The organism is Rhizobium sp. S163 (assembly GCF_030380805.1).
Taxonomy (GTDB): Bacteria; Pseudomonadota; Alphaproteobacteria; order Rhizobiales; family Rhizobiaceae; genus Rhizobium.
This window is the reverse complement of record NZ_JAUDSA010000035.1, coordinates 38,728-63,856: the sequence shown is the minus strand read 5'-3', so window position 1 is coordinate 63,856 and position 25,129 is coordinate 38,728. Positions and strand designations below refer to the sequence as shown.

22 protein-coding genes are annotated in these 25,129 nt (G+C 62.2%); 20 read left to right on the top strand and 2 right to left on the bottom strand.

Annotated elements, in window-relative coordinates:
- Positions 1-2: 2 nt before the first annotated feature.
- The gene (locus tag QTL96_RS24520) at positions 3-1,001 is read left to right on the top strand and encodes an ABC transporter permease (protein WP_289729542.1); all 999 of its coding nucleotides are present in this window, start codon (positions 3-5) and stop codon (positions 999-1,001) included.
- 36 nt (positions 1,002-1,037) lie between these two features.
- Positions 1,038-2,435, top strand: a complete 1,398-nt coding sequence (locus QTL96_RS24515) for an LLM class flavin-dependent oxidoreductase (protein WP_289729541.1) — start codon at positions 1,038-1,040, stop codon at positions 2,433-2,435.
- A gap of 12 nt (positions 2,436-2,447) precedes the next feature.
- Here the strand turns inward: QTL96_RS24515 and QTL96_RS24510 are convergent, their stop codons facing one another.
- Entirely contained in the window at positions 2,448-3,434 is a 987-nt protein-coding gene (locus QTL96_RS24510; RefSeq protein ID WP_289729540.1) for an AraC family transcriptional regulator, read from the bottom strand.
- Positions 3,435-3,640: 206 nt separating this feature from the next.
- On the opposite strand from QTL96_RS24510, the gene QTL96_RS24505 reads away from it, so the two are divergent.
- From QTL96_RS24505 to QTL96_RS24495, 3 genes are read left to right on the top strand one after another with little or no spacing between them, the layout of a single operon-like run.
- Positions 3,641-5,866 carry a TonB-dependent siderophore receptor gene (locus QTL96_RS24505; RefSeq protein ID WP_289729539.1) on the top strand — a complete coding sequence of 742 codons (2,226 nt, stop codon included), beginning with the start codon at positions 3,641-3,643 and terminating at the stop codon, positions 5,864-5,866.
- A 47-nt stretch (positions 5,867-5,913) separates the two neighbouring features.
- The gene (locus QTL96_RS24500) at positions 5,914-6,999 is read left to right on the top strand and encodes an ABC transporter substrate-binding protein (RefSeq protein ID WP_289729538.1); all 1,086 of its coding nucleotides are present in this window, start codon (positions 5,914-5,916) and stop codon (positions 6,997-6,999) included.
- Between the two features lie 17 nt (positions 7,000-7,016).
- A complete protein-coding gene (locus QTL96_RS24495) occupies positions 7,017-7,901 on the top strand; it encodes an alpha/beta hydrolase-fold protein (protein ID WP_289729537.1) in 885 nt (294 codons plus the stop codon).
- A 100-nt stretch (positions 7,902-8,001) separates the two neighbouring features.
- Here QTL96_RS24495 and QTL96_RS24490 read toward each other — a convergent pair whose 3' ends face one another.
- The gene (locus tag QTL96_RS24490; protein ID WP_289729536.1) at positions 8,002-8,973 is read right to left on the bottom strand and encodes an oxidoreductase; all 972 of its coding nucleotides are present in this window, start codon (positions 8,971-8,973) and stop codon (positions 8,002-8,004) included.
- Between the two features lie 87 nt (positions 8,974-9,060).
- Between QTL96_RS24490 and QTL96_RS24485 the strand changes: the two genes are divergently transcribed.
- The 15 genes from QTL96_RS24485 to QTL96_RS24415 all read left to right on the top strand — a co-directional run bounded on the left by QTL96_RS24485 (position 9,061) and on the right by QTL96_RS24415 (position 25,077).
- Entirely contained in the window at positions 9,061-9,993 is a 933-nt protein-coding gene (locus QTL96_RS24485) for an AraC family transcriptional regulator (RefSeq protein ID WP_289729535.1), read from the top strand.
- Between the two features lie 87 nt (positions 9,994-10,080).
- The gene (locus QTL96_RS24480; protein WP_112820388.1) at positions 10,081-10,779 is read left to right on the top strand and encodes a GntR family transcriptional regulator; all 699 of its coding nucleotides are present in this window, start codon (positions 10,081-10,083) and stop codon (positions 10,777-10,779) included.
- Between the two features lie 223 nt (positions 10,780-11,002).
- Positions 11,003-12,574, top strand: a complete 1,572-nt coding sequence (locus tag QTL96_RS24475; RefSeq protein ID WP_289729534.1) for an ABC transporter ATP-binding protein — start codon at positions 11,003-11,005, stop codon at positions 12,572-12,574.
- On the top strand, positions 12,564-13,640 hold the full coding sequence (locus tag QTL96_RS24470; protein WP_112941148.1) for an ABC transporter permease: 1,077 nt from the start codon (positions 12,564-12,566) through the stop codon (positions 13,638-13,640). The genes QTL96_RS24475 and QTL96_RS24470 overlap by 11 nt, the downstream gene beginning before the upstream one ends.
- The gene (locus QTL96_RS24465; protein ID WP_112941251.1) at positions 13,640-14,560 is read left to right on the top strand and encodes an ABC transporter permease; all 921 of its coding nucleotides are present in this window, start codon (positions 13,640-13,642) and stop codon (positions 14,558-14,560) included. The genes QTL96_RS24470 and QTL96_RS24465 overlap by 1 nt, the downstream gene beginning before the upstream one ends.
- 46 nt (positions 14,561-14,606) lie before the next feature.
- Entirely contained in the window at positions 14,607-15,707 is a 1,101-nt protein-coding gene (locus QTL96_RS24460; protein WP_113199764.1) for a BMP family ABC transporter substrate-binding protein, read from the top strand.
- Positions 15,708-15,806: 99 nt separating this feature from the next.
- Positions 15,807-17,000 (top strand): amidohydrolase family protein, encoded by a 1,194-nt coding sequence (locus tag QTL96_RS24455; protein WP_289729533.1) that lies wholly within the window; start codon positions 15,807-15,809, stop codon positions 16,998-17,000.
- Entirely contained in the window at positions 17,000-18,577 is a 1,578-nt protein-coding gene (locus QTL96_RS24450) for a gamma-glutamyltransferase (RefSeq protein ID WP_289729532.1), read from the top strand. The genes QTL96_RS24455 and QTL96_RS24450 overlap by 1 nt, the downstream gene beginning before the upstream one ends.
- A complete protein-coding gene (locus QTL96_RS24445) occupies positions 18,574-19,881 on the top strand; it encodes an amidohydrolase family protein (RefSeq protein ID WP_112941144.1) in 1,308 nt (435 codons plus the stop codon). Before QTL96_RS24450 ends, QTL96_RS24445 begins: the two co-directional genes overlap by 4 nt.
- A 36-nt stretch (positions 19,882-19,917) precedes the next feature.
- Positions 19,918-20,859, top strand: a complete 942-nt coding sequence (locus QTL96_RS24440) for a LysR family transcriptional regulator (protein WP_289729531.1) — start codon at positions 19,918-19,920, stop codon at positions 20,857-20,859.
- A 166-nt stretch (positions 20,860-21,025) separates the two neighbouring features.
- Positions 21,026-21,781, top strand: a complete 756-nt coding sequence (locus QTL96_RS24435) for an SDR family oxidoreductase (RefSeq protein WP_112941142.1) — start codon at positions 21,026-21,028, stop codon at positions 21,779-21,781.
- Between the two features lie 58 nt (positions 21,782-21,839).
- Entirely contained in the window at positions 21,840-22,841 is a 1,002-nt protein-coding gene (locus tag QTL96_RS24430) for a zinc-binding dehydrogenase (protein WP_289729530.1), read from the top strand.
- A gap of 45 nt (positions 22,842-22,886) precedes the next feature.
- A complete protein-coding gene (locus QTL96_RS24425) occupies positions 22,887-23,240 on the top strand; it encodes an antibiotic biosynthesis monooxygenase family protein (RefSeq protein WP_112941140.1) in 354 nt (117 codons plus the stop codon).
- A 95-nt stretch (positions 23,241-23,335) separates the two neighbouring features.
- Complete coding sequence (locus QTL96_RS24420) at positions 23,336-24,604, top strand: epoxide hydrolase (protein ID WP_289729529.1); 1,269 nt, start codon at positions 23,336-23,338, stop codon at positions 24,602-24,604.
- A 29-nt stretch (positions 24,605-24,633) separates the two neighbouring features.
- Positions 24,634-25,077, top strand: coding sequence for a nuclear transport factor 2 family protein (locus tag QTL96_RS24415; RefSeq protein WP_289729528.1), 444 nt, complete (start codon positions 24,634-24,636; stop codon positions 25,075-25,077).
- The last annotated feature ends 52 nt before the right edge of the window (positions 25,078-25,129 follow it).

The following is a 25,129-nucleotide window of genomic DNA, read 5'->3' as shown; positions in this document are numbered from 1 at the left end:
CCATGTCGCTTTCGGCCTCCCATGCTCCCGTCGCGCCCTGGCACCACCGTGTGCTCTCCGGTCTCGCGCGATACGGGCTGATCCTGGCGCTCATCGCGGTCTTTGCCGCCTTCTCCGCGGCGACGCCGACATTTCTGACTGCAGGCAATCTGCAGAGCCTTCTCGTCAATAGCTTCACGTTGCTTGCGATCGTCTCCGTGGCCATGACCTTTGCGGTATCGGCCGGCGGTATCGATCTCTCGGTTGGCACGGCAGTCGATTTCGCGAGCTTTGCCTTCGTCTCGCTGGTCCTTGCCGGACAGCCGGTTGCGATCGGTCTGCTTGGCGGCATCGCCGCCGGCGCGATCGTCGGCGCCTTCAACGCGGTGCTGATCTCAGGCATCGGCGTCTCGCCGTTTCTGGCAACGCTCGGCACGCTGTTCATCGGTCGCAGCGTGCAGCAACTGCTGACCAATGGCGGCAACCCGGTCTATCTGCCGCCATCGGGCGTGCCCGACACCTTCCGCTTCATCGGCCACGGCACGATATCAGGCTTTCCGCTGCCGCTGTTGATCGCGATCCTTGTCATTTCCGCCGCCGCGTTCATCTTCGCCCGCACACGCTTTGGCCGCGTGGTGCTGGCGATCGGCATCCAGCCGAGCGTCGTGCGCTATTCCGGCATCGGCCTTGGCCGGCATGTCGCCGTGACGTTCATCCTGACCGCGATTGTCGCCGCCATTGCCGGCCTGATCCTGACGGCGACTGTCACCGTCTACATCCCCTCCTCCGGCAACGCGTTTCTCTTGAACGCGATCGGAGCGACCTTCATCGGTACAACGCTTTCGCCGCTCGGCCGGCCCAATATTGCCGGCACGGTGCTTGGCGTGCTGCTGCTGAGCATCGTCGCCAACGGGCTGCTCCTCACCGGGCTGAATTTCTACTGGCAGCAGGTTGGCACCGGCACGCTCATCTTCGCCGTGCTCGCCTTCAGCTTCATCAACCGAAAGACCGGCGGCGCCTGATCGGCGGGCGCCCAGACAATACGCAGGAAGAATGACATGAGCCGTGAAATCAGGTTGAACGCCTTCGACATGAACTGCGTCGGACACCAGTCACCAGGTCTCTGGCGACATCCGCGCGATAAGTCCTGGACCTACAAGGACATGGACTACTGGGTGCATCTGGCGAAAACGCTGGAGCGCGGCAAGTTCGATGGCCTGTTTATCGCAGACGTCCTCGGCGTCTATGATGTGCTTCACGGTAATGTCGACGCGGCACTGCGCCATTCCGCGCAGGTGCCGGTCAACGACCCGCTGCAGCTGATCCCGACCATGGCCTATGTGACTGAAAACCTCGGCTTCGGACTGACGGCGTCGCTCTCCTTCGAACATCCCTACACCTTCGCCCGCCGCATATCGACGCTCGACCATCTCACAAAAGGCCGCGTCGGGTGGAACATCGTCACCTCCTACCTCAACAGCGGTGCACTCAACATCGGTCAATCCGCTCAAACCAAGCATGACGACCGCTATGATCTGGCGGAAGAATATCTGGAGGTTTGTTACAAGCTCTGGGAGGGCAGCTGGGAAGATGACGCCGTCGTTCGCGATCGCGCCGCCGGCATCTTCACGCATCCGGAGAAGGTCCACCCGATCGGTCATTCCGGCAAGCATTTCACGGTGCCGGGCATCCACCTCAGCGAACCCTCCCCACAGCGCACGCCGGTCCTCTACCAGGCCGGCGCGTCCAGCCGCGGCAAGGATTTCGCGGGGGAACATGCAGAGTGCATCTTCGTCGCCGCTCCCTCAAAGCCGGTACTAAAGCGTTATGTCGCCAATGTCCGGGAGGCAGCCGAGCGCGCCGGCCGCAATCCACGCGAGATCCTCGCCTTCAATCTGCAGACCGTGATCCTCGGCGAGACCGATGCGGAAGCGAAAAAGAAGTTCGATGACTATCGCCGCTACGCCTCTTTCGAAGGCGCGCAGACGTTGATCTCAGGCTGGACTGGGATCGATTTCGGCCAGTTCTCACCCGATGAGCCACTACGCCACCGCCACACCAACGCGGTGCAATCGGCTGTCGAAACATTCACGACGATCGACCCCGACAAGGTCTGGTCGGTGCGCGAAATGGCCGACTGGGTCGGCGTCGGCGGCTTCGGCCCTGTTTTCGTCGGCTCGCCGCAGACGGTCGCCGACCTGCTGCAGGAATGGGTCGAGGATACCGATGTCGACGGGTTCAATCTCGCCTATGCCATCACGCCCGAGAGCTTCGAGGACGCAGTCGATCTGCTCGTGCCGGAATTGCAAAAACGCGGGGTCTACAAGAGGGATTATCGTCAGGGCACATTGCGCGAAAAGCTGTTCGGCCATGGCCCGCGATTAGAGGCGCCCCATCCTGGCGCACGCTATCGTTATCTTGAGGCGCAGGACACGCGCCAGCCGCAGAGAGCCTGACTGTCGCCAAGCCTATCTCGAGCGCGCATCCTTCGGCGAAAATCCGAAGACCTTGCGGAAGGCCGTGGCGAAATTCGCGGCGCTTGAATAGCCGGCGACGAATGCTGCCTGCGCGATGGTCAGCTTGCCGGTTTCCAGCGCCACGCGCGCCTGATCAAGTTTGATCTTGCGTATATAGTGAAACACCGTCGTCCCATAGGCGGTGTGAAACAGGCGTTGCAACGTGTTGACGCCGACGCCGACCTCGGCAGCCAGCGCATCGACGGAAGGTGGGGGACCATCGACCGCAAGCAACTCTTCCGCGCGTTTCAGGCGCTGGCGTTCGACGGGGCTGAGGCTGTGAGGCTCGGGCTGGGCATGGCCGGTATTCGTGACCTGGGAGAAAGCATCGGCGATGATCTGCAGGATGCGGCTTTCCATATAGAGGCGCGATAGATAGGTCTCGACACCGGCTGGGTTGATCACCTGTTCCGCAAGCGCGATCAGCGAAGCGCTCGGCTTCCAGGATTGGGCCGCAAGTGTGGTCGCGGTGAATTGCCTCAGCGCATCGGCGCCGGACCCGCCAAGCACATCCCCTGATTCCAGCCATTCCGGGAAGATCTTGATGGTTAGCTTCCTCACCCGATCGCCGATCGCCGCGCGCCGGCGAAAGACCTCGCGTTCTTTCTGATAGAACAGCGTGGCGGAAGGCACCCAGCGTCCCGAACCGGATTGCTGCTGCGCCATCGGAATATCCTTGTCGCCGATACTGGCGCTGACGCCGCCCTGGAAGAACAGCTTGATGCCAAGATGCGGCGGCGCTTCGGTTTCGGTGCGCAGGTCGCAAAGATTGGTGACGTCGGAATAGTGAACGGTGAGCCCGCTGCGGATCTGTGTCTTTTGGAAGCGACCGCGCAGAAGCGTATCCTCGCCCTGCCGGTTGGATGCGAGCAGGCGGAAGGATTGGTTCTCCTTCTGCAAGTGATCAAAAAAATCCTGCGCCTTGACGAGCGAATTCATCGAACCAGTCCCGTTTTTTGATGCCGCACCGCCACCGTGTGTTCTGCAAACGAGATTGAGGCTTTTTCAAACAAGTTCGCGGTGGCCGGACATCCCCTTCGCCGTATAGAGAATAAACATGATTAATTCCATCATATTTTAAACGAGTGTGTGTTTCCGGTCGTTGGACTGGACAGCAGATGCCTCGTGGGTGACTGAGGGACATAATGGTTTCTATTCGAATTCTCCTCCGCGCAGCGGTCGTCACGCCCGCCATTCTCGGAGCGGCCACCGCCGTGGCGCAAGAACAGACGGCGACCGATCTGCAGAAGATCACCATCACGGCCGATGGCGCGAAGGACAAGGGTCCGATCGCCAAGCGTTCGCGCTCGGGTACAAAGACCGATACACCGCTCATCGAGACGCCTCAGTCAGTCTCCGTGGTGACGCAAGAAGACATCGAGAAGCGCGGCGCGACCAGCGTGGCAGCGGCACTGCGCTATGAGCCGGGCGTCACGACGGGCTCGCGACCCGGCGACCGGTTCGACAGCGTCTTCATCCGCGGCTTCGGAGGTTTCGGGGGAGCAGCAAACTACATCCATTATTGGGATGGTCTGAGGCTGCCGACGGGGCTCAATTACAATGTGCCGTCGGTCGATCCATATTTCCTGCAGCGTATCGATATCACCCGCGGACCGGCATCGGTGCTCTACGGCTCCGGCAATCCCGGCGGCCTCGTCAATCTGGTCAGCAAGGAGCCGGAAGCGGAAGCCTCTCACGAGGTGCTGACGCGCTTCGGCAATAATGGTCGCGCTGAAGCGGCTTTCGATTTCACCGGGCCGGTTGAAGGCAATGACCAGCTTCTCTACCGGCTCACCGGCATCGCCACCCAATACGATCTCGGCTTCGACTATTCCGACAGCTCGCGCGTCGCGCTGGCTCCATCGGTTACCTGGGCGCCCGACAACGACACGACCTTGACCCTGAAGGCGAGCTATACACGCGATCCGAACGCTGCGCTGACGAACTGGATGCCGGCGCTCGGCACCCTGCAGACGAACCCGAACGGCCAGATCCCCTATGATTTCTTCAGCGGCAATCCGAACTACAACCAGTTCGAGCGCACGCAGGCGACGCTGGGATACGAGTTCGAGCAGCACCTGAACGATACCTGGACGGTTCGGCAGAACCTGCGCTTCATGCATGATGAGAGCGAGTTCAAGGCCTACTCGGTCGCGCCGGGCGCCCCATGGGCAAGTGCCGCGAGCTGCGGCGGCGTGAGCTATCTGTGCCTTTCGCGCCAGTCGACCCATTATGTCGAACAGTTCAACGCGCTGGCCGTCGACAACCAGGCGCAGGCGGATTTCAATACGGGCGCGCTGGAGCACACCGTCCTGTTCGGCCTCGATTACCAGCAGGTGGACGCGAGCGCGACCTATGGAAACGGCGCAACCACCTATCTGAACTACCTCAACCCCGTGTACGAGGCCGCTCCGAACGTCAAGTTCACCGGGCATCAGGACCAGACGCGCCGGCAGACCGGCGTCTATATTCAGGATCAGATGAAGCTGGACAATTGGTCCTTCGTTCTCGCCGGCCGCCAGGATTGGGCCAGCATCGACAATGCGACGACCAATCTCACCTCGAATGTCACAAGCAATTCCGAGACGACCGACAGCGCCTTCACCTGGAAAGCCGGTCTTCTCTACGAGTTCGATAACGGCATCGCTCCTTACGCCAGCTATTCCACCTCCTTCGACCCGACCACCGGGACCGGCTACGGCGGCGTCAACTTCAAGCCGACGACGGGCCAGCAGTATGAGGTCGGCATCAAGTATCAGCCGCAGAACATGGACGCGCTCTTTACCGTTGCGCTCTACGACCTGACCCAGCAGAACGTGCTGACGACGGACACCGCCCATCCGGGCACCGGAACGAGCATGGGCTGCAGTGCAACGGTGTGCCAGACGCAGACCGGTGAGGTCCGTTCGCGCGGCGTCGAACTGGGAGCGAAGTTCGCGGTGACGGATAACCTTAACCTGATCGCGTCTTACTCCTACAACGACATCAAGGTCACGAAGAGCAACGTCGCGAATGTGGAAGGCAACGCCCCCGTTGGCGCGCCGGAGCACATGGCAAACCTTTGGGCCGACTATACGCTGAGCGATGGCCCGCTTGCCGGCCTCGGTTTTGGCGGTGGCGCGCGCTATATAGGCGGCACTTACGGCGACGCCACGAATACCGACGCGATGAAGGTGCCTGGCTACACGCTGTTCGACGCGGCAGTACATTACGACTTCGGCCAGAACAATCCTGATTTCAATGGCCTGACAGCTGCGGTCAACGTGACGAACCTGTTCAACAAGGAATATGTCGCTGCTTGCGCCTCCGCCGCGCAATGCTTCTACGGCACCGGTCGGACCGTCATGGCAACGCTTGCCTATAAATGGTGATGGAGATGAATGCGGTGACGAGATTGGTCCATTCGACGAGACGCTACATGCTTGGCATGTTTAGCCTCCTTGCCATGCTAATCGTGGTAGGCGTCGCGAGTTCGGCGCATGCTGGGCTGTCGCTGACCGATCTCAAGGGCCGCAACGTCACCCTCCAGAAGCCGGCGAGCCGGCTTCTGGTCGACGACGGGCGGCTGATCATCGCGCTGTCGTTCCTGAGCGACAATCCCGTCAGCCTGGTTGCCGCATGGCCGCATGACATCGATCGTTTCGGCCGCGAGCTCTACGCGACCTACCTGGCGAAGTTCCCGGCGATTGACACCTTGCCGAAATCTACGAGCAACACGCAGGACATGGCGGTGGAGCAGGTGATCGCGGCAAAGCCCGATCTGGTTGTCCTATCGCTGCACTCGCGTCCGGCCGAGCAGCAGCTTGCACAGCTCGATGAAGCCGGCATTCCTGTGATCTTCGTCGATTTCTCCGCCGATCCCTTCGTCAATACCGACAAGAGCCTTGATATCCTCGGCAAGGCGATCGGCCGCGATGAACAGGCGCAAAAAGTCGTCGCGTTCCGGCAGCAACAGAAACGCATGCTGACGGACAGGATCAGCAAGGCGGGCGCTCTGCAAAAGCCGGTCGTCTTCATGGAGACGCATGCGTCCACAGATGAAGCATGCTGCAATTCGCCGGGCTCGGGCAATGTGGGCCGGTTCATCGATTTTGCCGGCGGCGCCAATATCGGCGCGGTTCTGAAGGGAAGACCATCCGGGCAGATCAGCCTGGAATATGCGCTCGCAACCAAGCCGGATATCTATATCGCCAGCGGCGGCCAGTATATGGAAAAGCGCGGCGGCTTGCTGGTCGGTCCGAACTACAGTGCGTCGGAGACACAAGCGTCACTCGATCGCCTTCTCGCGCGCCCGGGGTTCTCATCGCTACCGGCGATCGAAAAGGGCAATATTCACGGCATTTCCCAACAGCTCTTCAATTCGCCGCTCGATCTTCTGGCACTTGAGCTGATCGCCCGCTGGGTGCATCCCGATCTGTTTGCCGATATCGATGTGGAGGCCGTGCGACAGGAGTTCAACGGCTTCATGGCCGTGCCGCTCACGGGAGCATATTGGACGAAATGATGGGGTTCGGTCGCAGCATGAAAAAGCATCACCAGCAATCGGCAGAATGTCCCGAGACATCGATCCGGACACCCTATGTCCTGCCCGGCTGCGAAAGGTTCCGCCAGCGATCGATCGTGAGCGGTCTCGATTACGAGATCTTCGTGTCGGTTCCAGACGTCGAACCGCCGGCATCGGGTTTCCCCGTTCTCTATCTGCTCGATGGCAATTCCGATTTCGTGACCGTCTCGGAAACGATGAAGCGCGTGTCACGGCGCCCACAGGCGACCGGGATATCACCGTCCATTGTTGTTGGCATCGGCTACCCTGATACCGAAAGCTACAACATAGACCGCCGGCAGTTCGACCTCACGCGCCATGCGCCGGATGAGGCGGCTCTACCCGATGCGTCCAGTGGCGCCTGCGGTGGACAGGACGCATTCGTCGCGTTTCTGCGCACGCAGCTACAGCCGCATATCGAGACGGCCTATCCTGCCGATCCGGCCCGCCGAATGCTGATGGGGCACTCGCTTGCCGGCTACTTCGTCCTCGACATATTGAGCCGCCGCCCTGAGTTGTTCTCAGGCTATATCAGCTTCAGCCCCTCCATCTGGTGGGACCGAGCCGGGCTGATGCAGGCGGGCGCCGCGATCCGTGCCCCTACCCCGCTGCGGCTTCATATCTCCGCCGGCCGTTGGGAGCAGGAACTCGCGCCCTGGCAGGACCTGGAAAGCCTGACGGGTCGCTATCATCAAGTGCGCGAGGCAAGACGGATGATCGACAACGCGCGAGAGTTTGCGGAGGCCATCCGTCCCGTTGTCGGCGAAAAGGCGGTGAAATTCGAGGTCGGCGCCGACGAGGACCATTCAACGATCGTTACGGTCATGCTCTGTCGCGCATTGCGGTTTGTTGCGGCACGATAGGGCGAGCGACAAAACCGTGACATCCAGCGCACACACGGCGTACCATTTCCCGCCCCTTGTTTGGCCTGCGGCCGCTTTCCACGGGCCGCAGGCCAAGGCGTCACATATCTCCCGGCGAGATACCGGTGATCGTTTTCGAGATATCCCATAGCCGATCGGCCGCTTGGGGATCCATCGCCCACGGCGCAACGCCCTTGTCTCCCGGCGCCTCTTCCTGAGGTAGAGATATCTCGCAATCTTCGCAGTAGACACCGCCTATCCCGACCAGCTGCGGTGAAGTTGCGGCCCACACACTCGTCGCGGCGCCCTGCTCCGGTGACTTCAAATCGCGGGAGGGATCGACGCGGCGATCACCGTTCTCGTCATAGACATCAAACGCATTGATCTCGTCTTCGCTGAGATGGCGGGCGAGGTCCGTCAGGATGACCCCGGGGTGCAAGGAGAACGCCCGCACACCGAATGCCGCTCCACGTTGATCAAGACCAAGCGCGAAAAGCGCATTGGCGGTCTTTGCCTGACCATAGGCTTGCCACTTGTCATAGGGGCGCGCGCGGAAGTCGATATCGTCAAAATCGACCGGGCAGATCTGATGACCCCGCGAGGAGACCGAGACGACGCGGGCGTTACCCGACTTAACGAGAGCCGGCCAAAGACCGGCCACCAGCCGGAAATGTCCAAGGTGGTTGGTGGCGAACTGGCTCTCATGGCCGTCGACATCGCGGGCCAGCGGCGTTGCCATGATCCCGGCGCTGTTGATCAGGATGGAGACAGCCCTGCCCTGTCCAACAATCCTGTTCGAGAAGGCGGCGATCGATGCGGCGTCGGTGAGGTCCATCGTCTCGATGGTCACGTTCCCTATTCCGGCCAGCGTCCGCTCGGCCTTGCCGCGATCGCGCGCCGGAACGATCACATGCGCGCCGGCGCTTGCAAGCGCCCGCGTTGTTTCCACCCCAAGCCCGGAATAGCCGCCCGTCACGATCGCCGTCTTGCCGGTAAGATCGAGGCCCTCGACGACGTTAAGTGCCGTGCTCGCTGCGCCGAATGGCGATCCGATTGGTTTTTGCTCGGACATGTCTTCACTCCTTCGTTTTTCTGGTGTCCGCAACGCATATCGTGTAGATTTTCGGTGACTGCAGCCTGAAGAATCCGGAATTTTGTCGTGATCGTCCAAAACATGCATGATGCTCTCTCCGACGTTCTGGGCGCAATCGATGCCCGCGCGCTGTTTTCCGTGCGGTTTGCTGCCTCGGGACCGTGGTCAGTCGCCTTTCCAGCGCCGAGCTATCTGAAGTTCAATGCCGTGCGGCGCGGTGCCGCATGGATTATCGAGGACGGCGCCGCACCTCGCCGTGTTGAGGCCGGAGACTGCCTTGTCGTCAGCGGCAGGTCGTTTACACTTTGCAGCGATCCGAAGGTGCCTTCGGTCCCGGCAAGCAAGGTTTTCGCCAATGCCGGCCTCGATGTGACGATCGGCGACGGCTCTGACTTCGTGTTGCTCGGCGGAAGTGTCAATCTCGACACGGTAGATGGTTCGCTATTGACGGATGCGCTGCCACCGCTCGTCGTCATCAAAAGTGACGATGCCGGCCCGATCGGCTGGCTGCTTGAGCAACTGGACCGTGAATGGAACGGTACGGCACCTGGTTCTCGTGTCGCCTGCAACGATCTTTTGCGCCTAACGTTCATTTACGTTCTGCGCGCCTACCTCGCGCAGGACCGCGCTCAGCATCCCGGATGGCTCGCGGGCCTTGCGGACAATCGCCTGGCACCGGCGCTGCGGGCAATCCACGCTGATCCCGCGCACCCTTGGACGGTCGAAACGCTTGCGCGCCTCGTTGGCCAGTCCCGCTCGACGTTTGCCGAACGCTTCAAGGTGACCGTTGGGGCATCCCCGATGGACTACCTTGTCCGTTGGCGGATGCGGATCGCCGCCGCCCGCCTTCGCCGCGGTGACGAACCCCTGCCGCGCATTGCGCAGTCGCTGGGCTATGCCTCCGACAGTGCATTCGCAGCGGCATTCCGGCGGGTTCTTATGGAATCGCCCGCGCGATATCGCAGTATACATCGCGCATCCGGTGCAGGAGCGCGGTAACTGTTATCTGCGATATAGGGCGCGGCACTTGTTGTACGCATGATGGCGATATAGCGTATACGCCACCGAAACATTCATTGAAGTCCCATGTCATCGAATTCCGACCGGGTCGATATCGCCCATCGCACCCTGAGACAGGCCATTATCGAGCAGGCGATCAAAGCCGGTACCAAGCTGCCCGAGGATGAGATCGGCAAGCACTTTTCCATGAGCCGTACTCTGGTACGCGCCGTGCTGGCAAAATTGCAGGCTCAGGGGCTGGTCGATACCTATCACAAACGCACAGCCACGGTCGCTCAGCCGAGCCTTGAGGAAGCACGCGATGCATTCGCGGTGCGCCGTGCGCTGGAGCGCGAGGTCATGAAGGCGGTGGTCAAGCGCTGGAGCCCCGCCATCGAGAAGAGCCTGCGCGAACATGTCCAGGAGGAGGAGGGCGCCCATGCCAAGGGCGACGTCCGGCTTTCGACGCGGCTTGCCGGCGAGTTCCATCTGAAGCTTGCCGACCTTGCGGGCAATGCACTCCTGCAGCGCTATCTCTCCGAACTGGTGTCGCGCTGTTCGCTGATCCTTGCCATGTATAGCCGCCCGCATTCGAGCGAATGCGCCATCAGCGAGCACTCCGGGCTCATCGCTGCCCTCAAGAAGGGCGATATCGCCGCCGCTGAGCGCTTGATGGATGATCATCTGTCGTCAGTAGAAAGCCGGGCGCTGTTCGAGGACGAGGCGGCCATTGAGCCTGATCTTGGCTCGATCCTCTCCCGCTTCTCCGCTCGCACCGCGGGCTGATTGCCGCTTTTTCAATCACGTATACATGATTTTGCATTTTATGTAGACGTGGAACCAACCGGGACTGCTTGTCGACTTGGGCGCAGCCAGGTGCGACTCGGGTTTTATATCAACGATTCCATAAATTTAGCGCCTCGGCGCATCGTTCGCCGCGACAATCGATACGGACTGGCATCAATGTTGCATACGTGATTATAGAGATCATGTAGCCAAGATTGTCATCATGCCACATACGATATCGCCACATACCGAACACCGCCTCGAGCTGCGAGGAATCCGCAAGGCCTATCCGGCCGTGGTCGCCAATGACCGGATCGACCTTTGCGTCCGTCCGGGTGAGATCCACGCCGTCGTCGGCGAGAACGGTGCCGGCAAGTCGACGTTGATGAAGATCATCTACGGCATGGTACGACCGGATTCCGGCGAGCTCCTGTGGGATGGGCGCGAGGTTTCGATCGCCTCGCCCGCCGATGCGCAGAAGCTCGGTATCGGCATGGTGTTCCAGCACTTCGCGCTGTTCGACACGCTCTCGGTGGCGGAAAACATCGCGCTGGCGCTGCCGGGCCGCCCGCCGATCGAACCGCTGTCGAGAAGGATCAACGAAGTCGCCGCGCGCTATGGCCTGCCGGTAGAGCCGGAGCGGCATATCTACACGATGTCAGTCGGCGAGCGGCAGCGGGTCGAGATCATCCGCGCGCTTTTGCAAAATCCGCGCCTGCTCATTCTCGACGAGCCGACCTCTGTGCTGACGCCGCAGGCGGTCGAAACGCTCTTCGTCACGCTGCGCCAGATCGCGGCCGAGGGATGCAGCATTCTCTATATCAGCCACAAGCTGAACGAGATCAGGGATCTCTGCCATACCGCAACCATCCTGCGCGGCGGCCGGGTCACCGGCATGTGCGATCCTAGACAGGAAAGCCCAGCCTCGATGGCCCGCATGATGATCGGCGCCGATCTCCCGAGCTTTCGCCATCGCGGCGACACGTTGGCCGGCAAAACACGCCTCAGCGTGTCCGGTCTGACGCTCCCTACCCAGGATCCGTTCGGCACGGCACTTGGCGACATTAGCTTTGCGGTGCGCGGCGGCGAAATTCTCGGCATTGCCGGCGTCTCGGGCAACGGTCAGCAGGAACTGCTGGGAGCACTCTCGGGCGAAACGCCGCTATCGAATGCCGATGCAATCACCATCGACGGCAAGCCAACGGGCCACCGCGATCCGGCCGGCCGGAGGCGGCTTGGCCTCTGCTCCGTTCCCGAGGATCGGCTGAAGCAGGGCTCGGTCCCCTCGCTGCCGCTCCTGGAGAACGTGCTGCTCACCGCCAATCGCAACGGCGCTATTCGCGCCGGTCTCATCCGCTTCGATCGCGTTAAGGCCTATGCCGAGCGCTGCATTCAGGCCTTCGACGTCAGGACGCCAGGCGCCCAGGCGCAGGCCGGCAGCCTGTCCGGCGGCAACCTTCAGAAATTCATCATCGGCCGCGAGATCCTGCAGGAGCCGGGCGTGCTGATCGTCTCGCAGCCGACCTGGGGTGTGGACGTCGGAGCGGCACTCATCATCCGCCAGGCGCTGCTCGACCTGCGCGATCGGGGTGCGGCGATCGTCGTCATCTCCGAGGAACTCGACGAACTCTTCGAGATCTCCGACAAAATCGCCGTCATAGCCGGCGGCCGGCTGACGGCGGCCATACCGATTGCCGAGGCAAACCGCGATGCGATCGGCATTGCCATGTCCGGCCAAAGTGCCGGCGACGAGCCAGACGAACGCGCCAGCAAGGAGCTTGCCCATGCGCTTTGAACCGCGCCCCAATCCCTCGCGCATCATGATCCTGATGTCGCCGGTCATCGCGATTGCGCTGACGTCGATCGTTGCCATGGCGCTCTTCGCGCTCGCCGGCCAAAACCCACTTGAAGCGCTGATCATCTTCCTGACCGCGCCTCTCGCCGATCTCTACGGTTTCGGCGAGCTGCTGATCAAGGCTGCACCCCTGGTGCTGATCGGCGTCGGCCTCGCGATCGGCTTTCGCGCCGGCATCTGGAACGTCGGCGCCGAAGGGCAGCTGACAGTGGGCGTCATCTTCGCCGGCTATGTCGCGCTGAAGTTTGGCCCGGCCGGCGGCTGGTGGGTTCTGCCATTGATGGTGATCGCCGGCGCTGTCGGCGGCGTCTTCTGGGCGGCCATCCCCGCGCTATTGCGCGTAAAGTTCAATGCCAGCGAAATCCTGGTCAGCCTGATGTTGAACTACGTCGCGGCCCTCTGGCTGTCCTGGCTGATCTTCGGCCTCTGGCGCGATCCGGCCGGGTTCAACTTCCCGCAGTCGGAGCCGCTGGCGCCGGATGCCCTCTTCCCGATCCTGATCGCGGACACCCGCGCCAATGTCAGCGTCCTCTTCGCGCTAGGCGCGGTTGTCGCGGGCTGGCTGTTCATGAACCGCAGCTTCGCCGGCTTCCAGCTCAAGGTCACGGGCCTCTCCGAAGGCGCCGCCCGCTATGCCGGCTTCGGCGTCAGCCGCGCGGTCTGGATCGGCATGCTTGCGAGCGGTGCGGCTGCCGGCATCGCAGGCGTCGGCGAGATCGCCGGCCCGCTTGCCCAGATCTTCCCGACCGCCTCGCCCGGCTATGGCTACGCGGCGATCATCGTTGCCTTTCTCGGGCGGTTGCACCCGGTCGGCATCCTGCTCTCCGGCCTCTTGATGGCGTTGCTCTATCTCTCGGGCGATGTCGCGCAGATGTCGCTCGGCATGCCGTCTTCGATCACCGGCCTGTTGCAGAGCACGCTGCTCTTCTTCCTGCTGACGACAGACGTCTTCATTCAGTACCGAATCCGCTTCCAGTCCTCCAACCGCCAGGGAGCCGCCACATGATGGACCAGATCCTTCCCATTCTTGTGGCCACACTCGTTGCCGGCACGCCCCTGATCTACGCTGCACTCGGCGAACTCGTCGCCGAACGTTCCGGCGTGCTAAACATGGGCGTCGAGGGCATGATGGTCATCGGCGCGGTGATTGCCTTCATCGTGATGATGGCGACCGGCAGCCTGTGGCTCGCAGTAGTCGCGGCCATGCTGGCGGCGATGTTGCTCGCCCTCATGTTCGCGGTTCTCGCCGTCGGCTTCCGCGCCAATCAGATCGCGGTCGGGCTGGCATTGACGATTTTCGGCACCAGTCTCGCCTCGTTCATCGGCAAGCCCTACATCGGCATGGCGATCGTGATGGAGCCTTCGACAGCATCAAGGATTGCCGCGAAAATCCCGCTGCTGGGCGTCATTCTCGGCCAACTTCATCCGCTGGCCTGGCTGTCCTGGGCCTTCTTCGCCGGCGTCTGGTATTTCCTCAACCGCAGCCGCAGCGGGCTGATCCTGCGCGCGATCGGCGAATCGCCCACATCTGCGCATGCGCTCGGCTATCCCGTTAACACGATCCGCTACCTCGCCACGCTTTTCGGCGGTGCAAGCGCCGGCATTGCGGGCGCCTACGTATCGATCGTCTACACCTCGCTTTGGACCGAGGGGCTGATTGCCGGGCGTGGCTGGATCGCCGTGGCACTGGTCGTCTTTTCCACCTGGCGGGCGGGACGCTGCTTCCTCGGCGCTTATCTCTTCGGCGGCGCCACGATCGCCCAGCTCTTTGCCCAGAGCGCCGGCATCGGGCTGCCGTCCGAGCTCATGTCCGCCCTTCCCTATCTCGTCACGATCGTCGTGCTGGTGCTGATCTCGCGCAACGCCGCGCTGATGCGCCTCAACGTCCCCGCTTCCCTCGGCAAGCCATTTGCCGCCGAGGGCTGAAACAGCCGTCCATCACTTAAACCAAACAACAACAGAGGGAACCGAAATGACCACATTTTCCAGACGCGACTTCCTGAGAACCAGCGCCGCCGGCGCGCTTGCGATTGGCGCCGGCGCCAGACCGCTTTTCGCCGCCGAAGAGCCGCTCAAGGTCGGCGTCATCCACATGGGCGCCATCTCCGATACCGGCTGGGAATACTTCCAGGCTAACGCCTGGAAATCGCTCGAAAAGGAATTCGGCGACAAGGTGAAGGTGACGGTGCTCGAAAACATCGCACAGGTTCAGGATTGCGAGCGCCTGTTCCGCCAGCTTTCCGCACAGGGCAACAAGCTGATCTTCGGCACCACCTTCTCGCAATATGCCTCGCTGAAGAAACTGGCTCCGATGTTGCCCAAGTCGCATTTCGAATGCTGCGCCGGCATCGAGGCGGGCAACAATCTCGGCGTCTTCGAAGCCCGCCACTATGAGGGCACCTACCTCACCGGCATCGCCGCCGGCCGCACCACCAAGACCAACGTTCTCGGCTGGGTCGGCGCCTTCCCGGTGCCGCAGGTCATCTACAGCCTGAACGCCTTCCTGCTCGGCGCCCGCTCGGTCAACCCCGACGTGACGCTGAAAGTTGTCTGGGCCAATGCCTGGGTCGATCCCGGCAAGGAAAAGGACGCCGTCGCGGCACTGATCGCGCAGGGCGCAGATGTCATCTCCGGCAGCCCCAACACGCCGGTGCAGGGACTGGCCGCCGAGGAGAAAGGCGTCTGGTCGATCGGCTCGACGGGCGATTTCTCCGCCTATGTTAAGAAGAAGCAGCTGGTTTCTTTCGAACTGGATTGGAGTGCCGCCCATATCAACGCCGCCAAGGCCGTCATGGCCGGCGACTGGAAGGCGGAAAGCCGCTGGCTGGGTCTCGGGCCGGGCGGCTACGTCAAGATGACGACGAGCAATCCGGAACTGCCGGAATCGGTCGCCGCCGAAATGAAGGCCGCCGAAGCCGCGATCATCAGTGGGAAGCTGAAGCCCTTTGCCGGTGAGATCAAGGATCAGAAGGGTGACGTGAAGGTCGCCAAGGGTCAGGAACTCGCCGATGCCGACATCAAGGGCATGACCTGGCTCATCGAAGGCGTGCAGGGCACCCTGCCGCAGAACTGATCGGCGCGCCGCTCCGATCGAACGACATCGTTCCTCCCCTGATGAATGGGGAGGAGCATCAAAAATGACGATAGAACAAAGACATCAAGGGAGACCCCGGTGACCGAAACACTGTTCACGAACGCCAAGCTGGCCGATGGCTCGCTCAACGACATCCTCGTCTCGGACGGCCGCATCTCGGCAATCAACAAGGCCGGCACGAGCACGACCGCCGCCAAGACCGTCGACATTGCCGGCGCGCTTCTGGTCCCAAGTTTCGTCGAGGGGCACATCCATCTCGACACCAGCTTCTACGGCGACAAGTGGATTCCGCACAAAGCCTGCACCAACGGCTTTGACGTGCATGAGCGCGTCGCCTTCCAGGCCGAGAACATGGCGGCCGCAGCACCGATGGACGAGCGCGCCCGCAAGCAGCTCGACCTCTGCATCGCAAACGGCGCGCTGCAGATGCGCAGCCATGTGATGGTCGACGGCTCGGTGGGGCTGAAATCGCTGGAGACAATTCTTGCCGTACGCGAAGCCTACAAGGATATCATCGACATACAGCTCGTTGCGTTTCCGCAGAGCGGCATTCTGAAAAGCCCCGGCACGCCTGAACTGATGGAAGAGGCGATTGGCATGGGCGCCGATCTGGTCGGCGGGCTTGATCCGCTCTCCTTCGACCGCGACATCAAGGGACATCTCGATGTGGTCTTCGGCATTGCCGAAAAGCGCGGCGTCGATGTCGATATCCACCTCCACGACGCCGGCACGATGGGCGCGATGACCATCGAGGAAATCTGCGCCCGCACGACGGCGCTCGGCATGCAGGGCCATGTCGCCGTCAGCCACGCCTATGGCCTCGGCGATCTCGGACGCGATGCGATGAAGAAGATCGCCGCACTCATTGCGAAGAGCGGTGTCGCAATCATGACCAACGCGCCGGGCAACCACAACTTCCCGCCGGTCGCGCTGCTGCGGGCGGCCGGCGTCACCGTCTTCTCGGGCAACGACAATATCCGCGATTCCTGGTGGCCCTTCGGCGATGGCGACATGCTGCGCCGCGCCGAAATCATCGCCTATCGCTCCGGTTTCTACACGGATACGGAACTCGCCGCCGCTTTCGAAGTGGTGACTGCAGGCGGCGCCAAGGCGCTCAACCTCGAAGGCTATGGCATCGCCATCGGCGCAAAAGCCGATTTCGTGACGCTCGCGGCCGAGCATATCCCGGAAGCCGTCGTCGCCATTCCGAAGCCGCGCCGCGTCTTCAAGGGGGGCCAGCTGGTTGCCGAGAACGGAGCCGTGGTCCGCTGATGAACTACCGGAGCCGGCAGACCAAAACAGCCGTCGCACAATCGCGCGACGGCATGGTGACGGCACCGCATTGGCAGGCGAGCGAGGCTGGCGCCAAGGTGCTGGCGCGCGGCGGCAATGCGATCGAAGCGCTGGTCGCCGCGGGTGCCGCGCTCGCCGTCACCTACCCGCATTTCTGCGGTCTCGGTGGCGACGCCGTCTGGATGGTTTGCGACCAGGATGGCGACGCGCGGACCTTCCTCGGCATCGGTCAGGCTGCCGCGAATGCCGAGATCAACGGCCCGATCCCGCCACGCGGTCCGGCCTCGACGCTGACGACCGCCTGCCTGGTCGATAGCTGGGAGAAGGTGCTCGATCACTCCACCACGGTATGGGGTGGCTCCGAGCAACTTGCTGCATTGCTCGACGATGCCATCACGCTCGCCGAGGACGGCTTTGCCGTCAGCCCGTCGCAGACATTCTGGCACGATTTCCGCGCGGGCGAATCCGAGACATGGCCGGGCTTTCGCGACCTCTTCCAGCGCGACGGCATCCAGCGCCAGCCGGCTTTGGCGCAAACCCTCAAGGCCATCGCTGAAAATGGCGCCAGAGAATTCTACGAGGGCGCGTTGGCAGACCGTATAGCTTGCGGCCTTGCCGCCGTAGGCTCTCCGCTGACGGCCGCCGATCTCGTGGCAACGCGGACGCGTATCGTCGATCCGGTGCGGCTCGGCTATGGTGACACCGTTCTGCTAGCGCCACCGCCGCCGACGCAGGGCGTTACCACCCTTGGCATCATGGCTGTGCTTGCCCAGCTGGCGCCCAAGGATAAGGCACCTGAGAGCGCTGCCTATTACCATGCGCTTGTGGAATCCGTGAAACAGGCTTTCCTTGATCGTCACCTGATCGCGGATCCGGAGTTTGGCGACGATGCCACGAAAATGCTTCTCGATCCTGCGCGCCTGGCCGCTAAGGCTGCGGCGATCGACCCCAGCCGCGCCGCCGAGTGGCCCGCCCCCTACAGGCAGGGCGACACGGCGCTTTTGGCTGCCGTCGATGCCGAAGGCCGCGCCGCCTGCCTGCTGCAAAGCATCTATTTTGATTGGGGTAGCGGCGTGGTCGCCGGCGACACCGGCATTCTATGGCAAAACCGGGGTGCGGCCTTCAGCGTCGATCCAGCAAGCCCGAATTGCATTCAGCCAGGCAAGCGACCCTTTTACACACTGAACCCCGGCCTCGCGCTCAAGGATGGGCGCCCGCATCTGGTCTATGGAACACAGGGGGCCGATGGCCAGCCGCAGACACTGGCGCTACTGCTCAGTCTGCTGATTGACCATGGCCTTGACCCGTTGGCGGCCCTTTCGAGACCACGCTTCCTGCTCGGCCGCACCTTCTCGGATAGTCGTGACAACCTGAAGCTTGAGGAGAATATCGGCGCAGATACGCTGGCAGCACTCAGCGCCATGGGCCACGAAGTCGCGACAATAGGCCCGCTCAGCCCGCTTGGTGGCCAAGCAGGGCTCATCCGCATCCACGAAGACGGACGAATGGAAGCTGCGCACGACCCTCGCAGCGATGGCGGAGCCATCGGTCTATGAGCAGCATGTCCGATCATCTCTTCGACCTTGTCATCCGCAATGTCCGTATCGAGGAAGATGGTGCCCTCGTAGATATCGCCGTGCGTGATGGCCTGATCGCCGCGATCGAGCAGAGTTTCAGCTGCGATGCTGTCACGAGCTTCGACGGGAAAGGAAACTTCGCCTTCGGCGGTTTCGTCGATACGCATGTGCATCTTGACAAGGCCTGCATCCTCGATCGCTGCTCGATCTGCGAGGGAACGCTTACCGAAGCGGTGCGCGAGACAGCACGCGCAAAGCCCGGCTTCACCGAGGAGGACGTTTACGAGCGAGCCGCCCGCGTCGTCGAGAAGGCAATCGCGCATGGCACGGTGCGGATGCGGACCTTCGTCGAGATCGATCCCCGCGCCGGCTTTCGCTGCCTTGAGGCGATCAAGCGCATCAGGGCGGATTACGCCTTTGCGATCGACATCGAGATCTGCGCCTTCGCGCAGGACGGCCTCACCAATGAGCCCGAAACCCTGGTCATGCTCGACGCAGCGCTCGCCGGCGGCGCCGATCTCATCGGTGGCTGCCCCTACACCGACCCCGATCCCGAAGGCCACATCGCGAGGATCTTCGAACTCGCGGTGAAACACGACGTCGCCGTCGATTTTCACCTCGACTTCAGCCTTGACCCCAACAGAACCGACCTGCCCGCCGTCATCGCCGCCACGAAACTCCGCGGCTGGCAAGGCCGGGTCTCGATCGGCCACGTCACCAACCTCTCGGCATTGCCGGAGGCATCGGTCATCGAGATTGCGAAGAACCTCTCCGAGGAAGGGATCGCCCTCACCGTGCTGCCGGCCACCGATCTCTTCCTCAACGGTCGCGGCCAGGACCATCTAGTGCCACGTGGCGTCGCTCCCGCCCATATCCTCGCGGCACATGGTGTCGTCACCTCAGTTGCAACCAACAACGTACTCAACCCCTTCACGCCCTATGGCGATGCGTCGTTGATCCGGATGGCCAATCTCTATGCCAACGTCGCCCAGCTCTCGCGCGACGCGGATATCGCGCAAGTATTCGATATGGTCGGAGTATCAGCCGCCCGCCAGCTCGGCGTTCCCTACGGCCTTGCGGTGGGCAACGAGGCGACGATCATTCTCGTCGACGCAGCCGGGCCGAAGGCGGCCCTGCGCGAAATCGGCAGGATCGTCGCCGGCTGGAAAGGCGGCCGGCAGAGTTTTCACAATGGCGACCCGCAAGTTCACAAACCGCATCGACAGTGCGATTATCCAAATCAAGCAATAACTTGCATGACGAAGCTCAGCGATCCGGTATAGATGGTGATCATCTAATCAACAGCAGCCGGACCTCCCGTGGATCAGATACTCGCCATTCGAACATTTGTCCGCGTCGCCGAGGCCGGCTCGTTTGCCAAAGCTGCGGACACGCTGAACCTGCCCCGCTCCTCCGTCAGCAAACTCGTGCAGGATCTTGAGGGGCATCTCGGGACCAAGCTGGTCGAGCGCACCACGCGTTCGGTCACGATGACCACGGAGGGTGTGGCCTATCACGAGCGCGCGCTGAAGCTGCTCGCCGATCTTGATGACATGGACGGCACGGTCGCCGGCTCCCGCAGCGCGCCGAAGGGAAAGTTGCGCGTCGATATCGGCTCCGTGCTGGCAAACCAGATCCTCATCCCCGCGCTTTCCGACTTTCAGCACCAGTATCCTGATATCGATCTCATGCTCGGCGTCAGCGATCGACCCGCCGACCTCGTGAGTGAGGGGATCGATTGTGTCATCCGCGGCGGGGCGCTGGGTGACTCATCGATGAAGGCGCGGAAACTGTGCGAGTTGGACTACGTCATTTGCGCGTCACCCAGCTATCTGGATGGTCTCCAGGTGCCGGAGCGGCCGGAGGATATCGAGACGCATCGGATCGTCAGCTACTTCTCCGCCTCATCCGGAAAGCGATTTCCATTGCGGTTTCAACGCGGCGATGAGCGAAGCGAATATCTCCCGACTTCCAGCGGCATTTCCGTCAACGAAAGCACCGCGCATCTGAACGCGCTGCTGTCAGGGCTGGGGATCGGCCAGAGCTTCGGCTTCCTCGCAAGACCACACTTCGAGAGCGGCGCGCTGGTCGAACTGTTGCCCGAGTGGAAGCCGGACAATCATCCGCTGCACCTCGTCTACCCGGCCGACCGTTTTCCAAACCCGCGGCTGCGTGCCTTCACGGAATGGGCGGCGAAAGTATTCGAAGCCGTCGATGCCAGACGCAATGTGACGACGGAGACCATCCATCCCCATGGATAATGTCTCCACCCTGAGCGGCTTCTCGCCGCCAAGCTGACGAACTAACTTCTCCTCATCGGACGGCGACGAGGCCACAGCCAACGCCACCTCCCGAACAGTTTCAGAATTTCAACAGGCCGCGCATTCGGGCTGAACCCTTTCGCGCGCCCAGCATCAGGAGAGTAAAATGACCAACAGACTTGAAAACAAGATCGCCGTCGTCACCGGAGCAACCAGCGGCATCGGCCTCTCGACCGCCAAGCTCTTCGCCGCCGAAGGCGCTCGCGTCTACATCACCGGCCGCCGCAAGGATGCGCTCGATAAGGCAGTGGCCGAGATCGGCCATGGCGCGGTTGGCGTACAGGCCGACTCCTCGAGCAATGCTGATCTCGACAAGCTGTTCGCCCAGGTGAAAGCGGAACAGGGTCGCCTTGACGCCCTCGTCGTAAACGCCGGCGGCGGCAGCATGCTTCCGCTTGGCCAGATCACCGAGGAGCAGGTCGACGACACCTTCGGCCGCAACGTGAAGGCCGTGATCTTCACGGTGCAGAAAGCTCTTCCGCTGCTCGGCAACGGCTCGTCGGTCGTTCTGACCGGCTCGACCGCAGGGACCGAAGGCACCGCCGCCTTCTCCGTCTACTCCGCCTCCAAGGCCGCCGTCCGCAACCTCGCCCGCTCCTGGGCGCTTGATCTCAAGGGCACCGGCATCCGCGTCAACGTCGTCTCGCCCGGCGCCACACGCACCCCTGGCCTCGTCGAGCTTGCCGGCGACGACAAGGAGCAGCAGCAGGGCCTGCTCGACTATCTCGCCTCGCGCATCCCGCTCGGCCGCGTCGGTGAGTCCGAGGAGATCGCCAAGGCAACTCTGTTCCTCGCTTCCGACGATGCAAGCTTCGTCAACGGCGCCGAGCTCTTCGCAGACGGTGGTCAGGCCCAGGTCTAACCGCAAAACAGGAGCGGCGAACAGCCGCTCCACTTCTCATTCTCAAGGAGAGCTCGCGATGCGTGCCGCAGTCTATTTCAAGCATGGCAAGCCTGAGGACGTTCTTCAGGCAGTCGACGTCGAAGATCCCAAACATCCAGAGCACAACGAAGTGCTGATCCGGGTGCTTCTCCGGCCGGTCCACCACGGCGACCTTCTCGGTATAGCAGGACGCTACCAGCCGGGAGCAACGCTGCCGAAAGAGGGCGTGCGCGTCGGCTTCGAAGGCTACGGCATCGTCGAGGAAGCGGGCAGTGGCGTCGATCTGAAGCCAGGCACCCGCGTCGCCTTCTTCCCCGGCCGAGGCGCGTGGAGCGAAAAGGCAATCGTCTCGGCCGAATACGTCACCGAAATCCCCGATAACGTATCGGACGAAGCCGCAGCACAGCTGCACGTCAATCCGCTGACGACCGCACTCCTTTTGCGGGCCGTCGAGACATCCGGCGCGAAGCCGGGCCGCGACGTCGTCGTTCTCACCGCCGCAGGCTCGGCGGTCGCCAGACTGGTGATCGGACTGCTTCTCGATCGCGGCTTCGACGTCGTGGGTGTCGTCCGGCGCGAAGCCGGCGTGAACGAGCTCAACGTTGTGTTTCCGGATCTCCCGGTGGTTTCCACAGAGAAGCCGGACTGGCAGGACAAGGTCGTTGCGGCTGCCGACGGCCATCCCATCGGCGTCGTGCTCGACCCTGTTGGCGGCGAGACCGCCAGTGCGGCGGTCGGCCTGCTTGCCCAAGGCGGTAGCCTGGTCTCCTACGGCGACCTTTCCGGACAGCCGATCTCGGTCCCCGCGCTTTACTTTTCGACACGTGACATCCGGCTGTCGGGCGTGACGGTCGGTCGATGGGCGGGCTTGCCCGTAGACGTCCGCAGAGCCGATCTGAAGCTCGCGCTTGAGCTCGCAGCCGGCAAGCCGGAGCTCTTTCAGGTCGAGCAGAACTTCGATCTCGCGGATGTCGGCAAGGCTGCCGCGCTTGTCGAGAAGCCAGGCAAATCCGGCACGGTTCTGATCGCGTCACGCTAGGCGCGACGCATCCCAAACACACAGCCACCCAAAGGAGAAACGGCCATGGCCGATCACGACAAGACACTGCCGACGAACATGCTCGTCAGCGCCTATTATCGCGTTCACCCTGACGATCGGCAGACCTTCATCGACGCGGTGATCCCTGACATGAAGGCGGCAACTGAGATCGACGGATGCGTCTTCTACGCCTTCGCACAGGATCTGACGGATCCGAACACCTTCCACCTTGTCGAGGGCTGGAGAGACGAAGCCGCCTACGAAGCGCACGAGAACTCGCCGATCTTCCTCGAGGCTCTGAGCACTGTCGTGAAGAATGTCCGAATCCTCGACCGACAGGGTATCCGCTACGATGTCGCAAAGCAGCACATCGATGACCCGCGCGGCCGCGTCTCCTGACGCCATCGGGATCGGATCGCGCCCCCCAGCGGACGCCTCCGATCCCGAAACGCTTGAGAGCGGGCTCAAACAGCAATCAAATCGAGGAATAAGAAATGACCGCCCCATCGACCGTCGCAACGCGCCGACGCATCCTTCAGTTCGCCCTTGCAGCACCTGCCGTTGCGTCGCTGGCATCCCAGGCGATTGCGGCGCAAGCGGAACCAATGCTTTCACCGGCAACCGACGCGGTGACGCCTTTCAAGGTGTCCGTTCCGCAGGCCGCGATCAACGATCTGAAGCGCCGTCTCAAGAATACGCGATGGCCCGATCAGGAAATCGTCTCGGACTGGTCGCAAGGCGTTCCGCTCCACAAGGCTAAGTCTTTGATCGCCTATTGGGAGCGCAAATATGATTGGCGGAAATTCGAGAAGCGTATCAATGCGTTTCCACAGTTTCGCACCCGCATCGATGGTCTCGGTATCCACTTCATCCATGTGAAATCGAAGCATGAGAACGCCCTGCCGATCATTCTCACGCATGGATGGCCGGGATCGGTCGTCGAGTTCCTCAAGGTCATCGGCCCCCTCACCGACCCGACCGCGCACGGCGGCTCGGCTGAGGACGCTTTCCACGTCGTCATTCCGTCACAGCCCGGCTTCGGCTTTTCCGACAAGCCGGCCTCGGAAGGATGGACTGTCGTTCGGACCGCCAATGCCTGGGCCACGCTGATGAAGCGCCTCGGCTACGACAGGTGGGTCGCGCAGGGCGGAGATTGGGGATCGGGCGTGACCCATGCGCTCGGACATGTCCGCCCCGAAGGACTTATGGCAGCCCATGTGAACTGGCCGCTCGTCTTTCCGGAGAAACTCCCGGAGAACCCGACGCCCGAGGAAAAGGCAGCGATGGATGCGGCGATGAAGTTCGCGAACGATCAGTTCGGCTACTTCAAGGAACAGGCGACGCGGCCGCAGACGATCGGATATGCGCTCGCCGATTCACCGGTCGGCCAAGCGACATGGATCTACGAGAAATTCCAGGCATGGACGGACAATCGCGGCGAGCCGGAAGACGCGCTGACGATCGATGAGATGCTCGATGAAATCTCGCTCTACTGGTTCACGGACACGGCCGCCTCGTCTGCTCGCATCTACTGGGAAAACGCCCGTAACGGCGGCGGCTTCGACGCCGGCCGGATCGAACTGCCGATGGCCGCCACGATCTTTCCGAAGGAGATCTACCGCGCGCCGAAGGCGTGGGCGGAAGCCCACTGGCCGAACCTGTTTTACTGGAACGAGGTCGACAAGGGCGGTCACTTCGCCGCCTTCGAGCAACCCGACCTCTTCGCGCAGGAAATGCGCAAGGCCTTCAAATCCATCCGCTGATCCAACTCTAGCAAAGCCAAGGAAACAACATGTCTACCAACGAAGAAATCATCCGGGAACTCTACCGGACCGCCGAAGTGAAGGATGTGGCGGCATTCGTCGCTCTCTTCGCCGAGGACGGCTATTTCTGGGACGTGTCGGCTGGCGCGAAATATTACGGCGCCGACATCGGCAAGACCGTCGACATCTACGCCACTGCCTTCCACGACATGCACCGCGAGCTCGGAAACTTCTACGTGACCGACGACGTGGTCATCGTGGAGCTGACCCTCAACGGCACCCATACCGGCCCTCTCGCGCTGGCAGCCGGCACGATTGCGGCCACAGGCAAGGAAATGCACGCGCCGTGCTGCGACGTCTTCCATCTGAAGGATGGCAAGGTGACGTCCTTCCACTGCTACACTGCCGCGACGATCATCTTCGGCCAGCTTGGCGTGTTGGGCAACCTTGGCGGGTCCCTCCAGCAAGCGTGAGAAAATAATTTGCTCCCCTCGGGAATGGAATCTGCGCCCGGGTGTCTACCTC

Coding starts and splice junctions, on each gene's coding strand:
- QTL96_RS24520 (WP_289729542.1), top strand. CDS start 3: ATGTCGCTTTCGGCCTCCCATGCTCCCGTCGCGCCCTGGCACCACCGT.
- QTL96_RS24515 (WP_289729541.1), top strand. CDS start 1,038: ATGAGCCGTGAAATCAGGTTGAACGCCTTCGACATGAACTGCGTCGGA.
- QTL96_RS24510 (WP_289729540.1), bottom strand. CDS start 3,434: ATGAATTCGCTCGTCAAGGCGCAGGATTTTTTTGATCACTTGCAGAAG.
- QTL96_RS24505 (WP_289729539.1), top strand. CDS start 3,641: ATGGTTTCTATTCGAATTCTCCTCCGCGCAGCGGTCGTCACGCCCGCC.
- QTL96_RS24500 (WP_289729538.1), top strand. CDS start 5,914: ATGCTTGGCATGTTTAGCCTCCTTGCCATGCTAATCGTGGTAGGCGTC.
- QTL96_RS24495 (WP_289729537.1), top strand. CDS start 7,017: ATGAAAAAGCATCACCAGCAATCGGCAGAATGTCCCGAGACATCGATC.
- QTL96_RS24490 (WP_289729536.1), bottom strand. CDS start 8,973: ATGTCCGAGCAAAAACCAATCGGATCGCCATTCGGCGCAGCGAGCACG.
- QTL96_RS24480 (WP_112820388.1), top strand. CDS start 10,081: ATGTCATCGAATTCCGACCGGGTCGATATCGCCCATCGCACCCTGAGA.
- QTL96_RS24475 (WP_289729534.1), top strand. CDS start 11,003: ATGCCACATACGATATCGCCACATACCGAACACCGCCTCGAGCTGCGA.
- QTL96_RS24470 (WP_112941148.1), top strand. CDS start 12,564: ATGCGCTTTGAACCGCGCCCCAATCCCTCGCGCATCATGATCCTGATG.
- QTL96_RS24465 (WP_112941251.1), top strand. CDS start 13,640: ATGGACCAGATCCTTCCCATTCTTGTGGCCACACTCGTTGCCGGCACG.
- QTL96_RS24460 (WP_113199764.1), top strand. CDS start 14,607: ATGACCACATTTTCCAGACGCGACTTCCTGAGAACCAGCGCCGCCGGC.
- QTL96_RS24450 (WP_289729532.1), top strand. CDS start 17,000: ATGAACTACCGGAGCCGGCAGACCAAAACAGCCGTCGCACAATCGCGC.
- QTL96_RS24445 (WP_112941144.1), top strand. CDS start 18,574: ATGAGCAGCATGTCCGATCATCTCTTCGACCTTGTCATCCGCAATGTC.
- QTL96_RS24435 (WP_112941142.1), top strand. CDS start 21,026: ATGACCAACAGACTTGAAAACAAGATCGCCGTCGTCACCGGAGCAACC.
- QTL96_RS24430 (WP_289729530.1), top strand. CDS start 21,840: ATGCGTGCCGCAGTCTATTTCAAGCATGGCAAGCCTGAGGACGTTCTT.
- QTL96_RS24425 (WP_112941140.1), top strand. CDS start 22,887: ATGGCCGATCACGACAAGACACTGCCGACGAACATGCTCGTCAGCGCC.
- QTL96_RS24420 (WP_289729529.1), top strand. CDS start 23,336: ATGACCGCCCCATCGACCGTCGCAACGCGCCGACGCATCCTTCAGTTC.
- QTL96_RS24415 (WP_289729528.1), top strand. CDS start 24,634: ATGTCTACCAACGAAGAAATCATCCGGGAACTCTACCGGACCGCCGAA.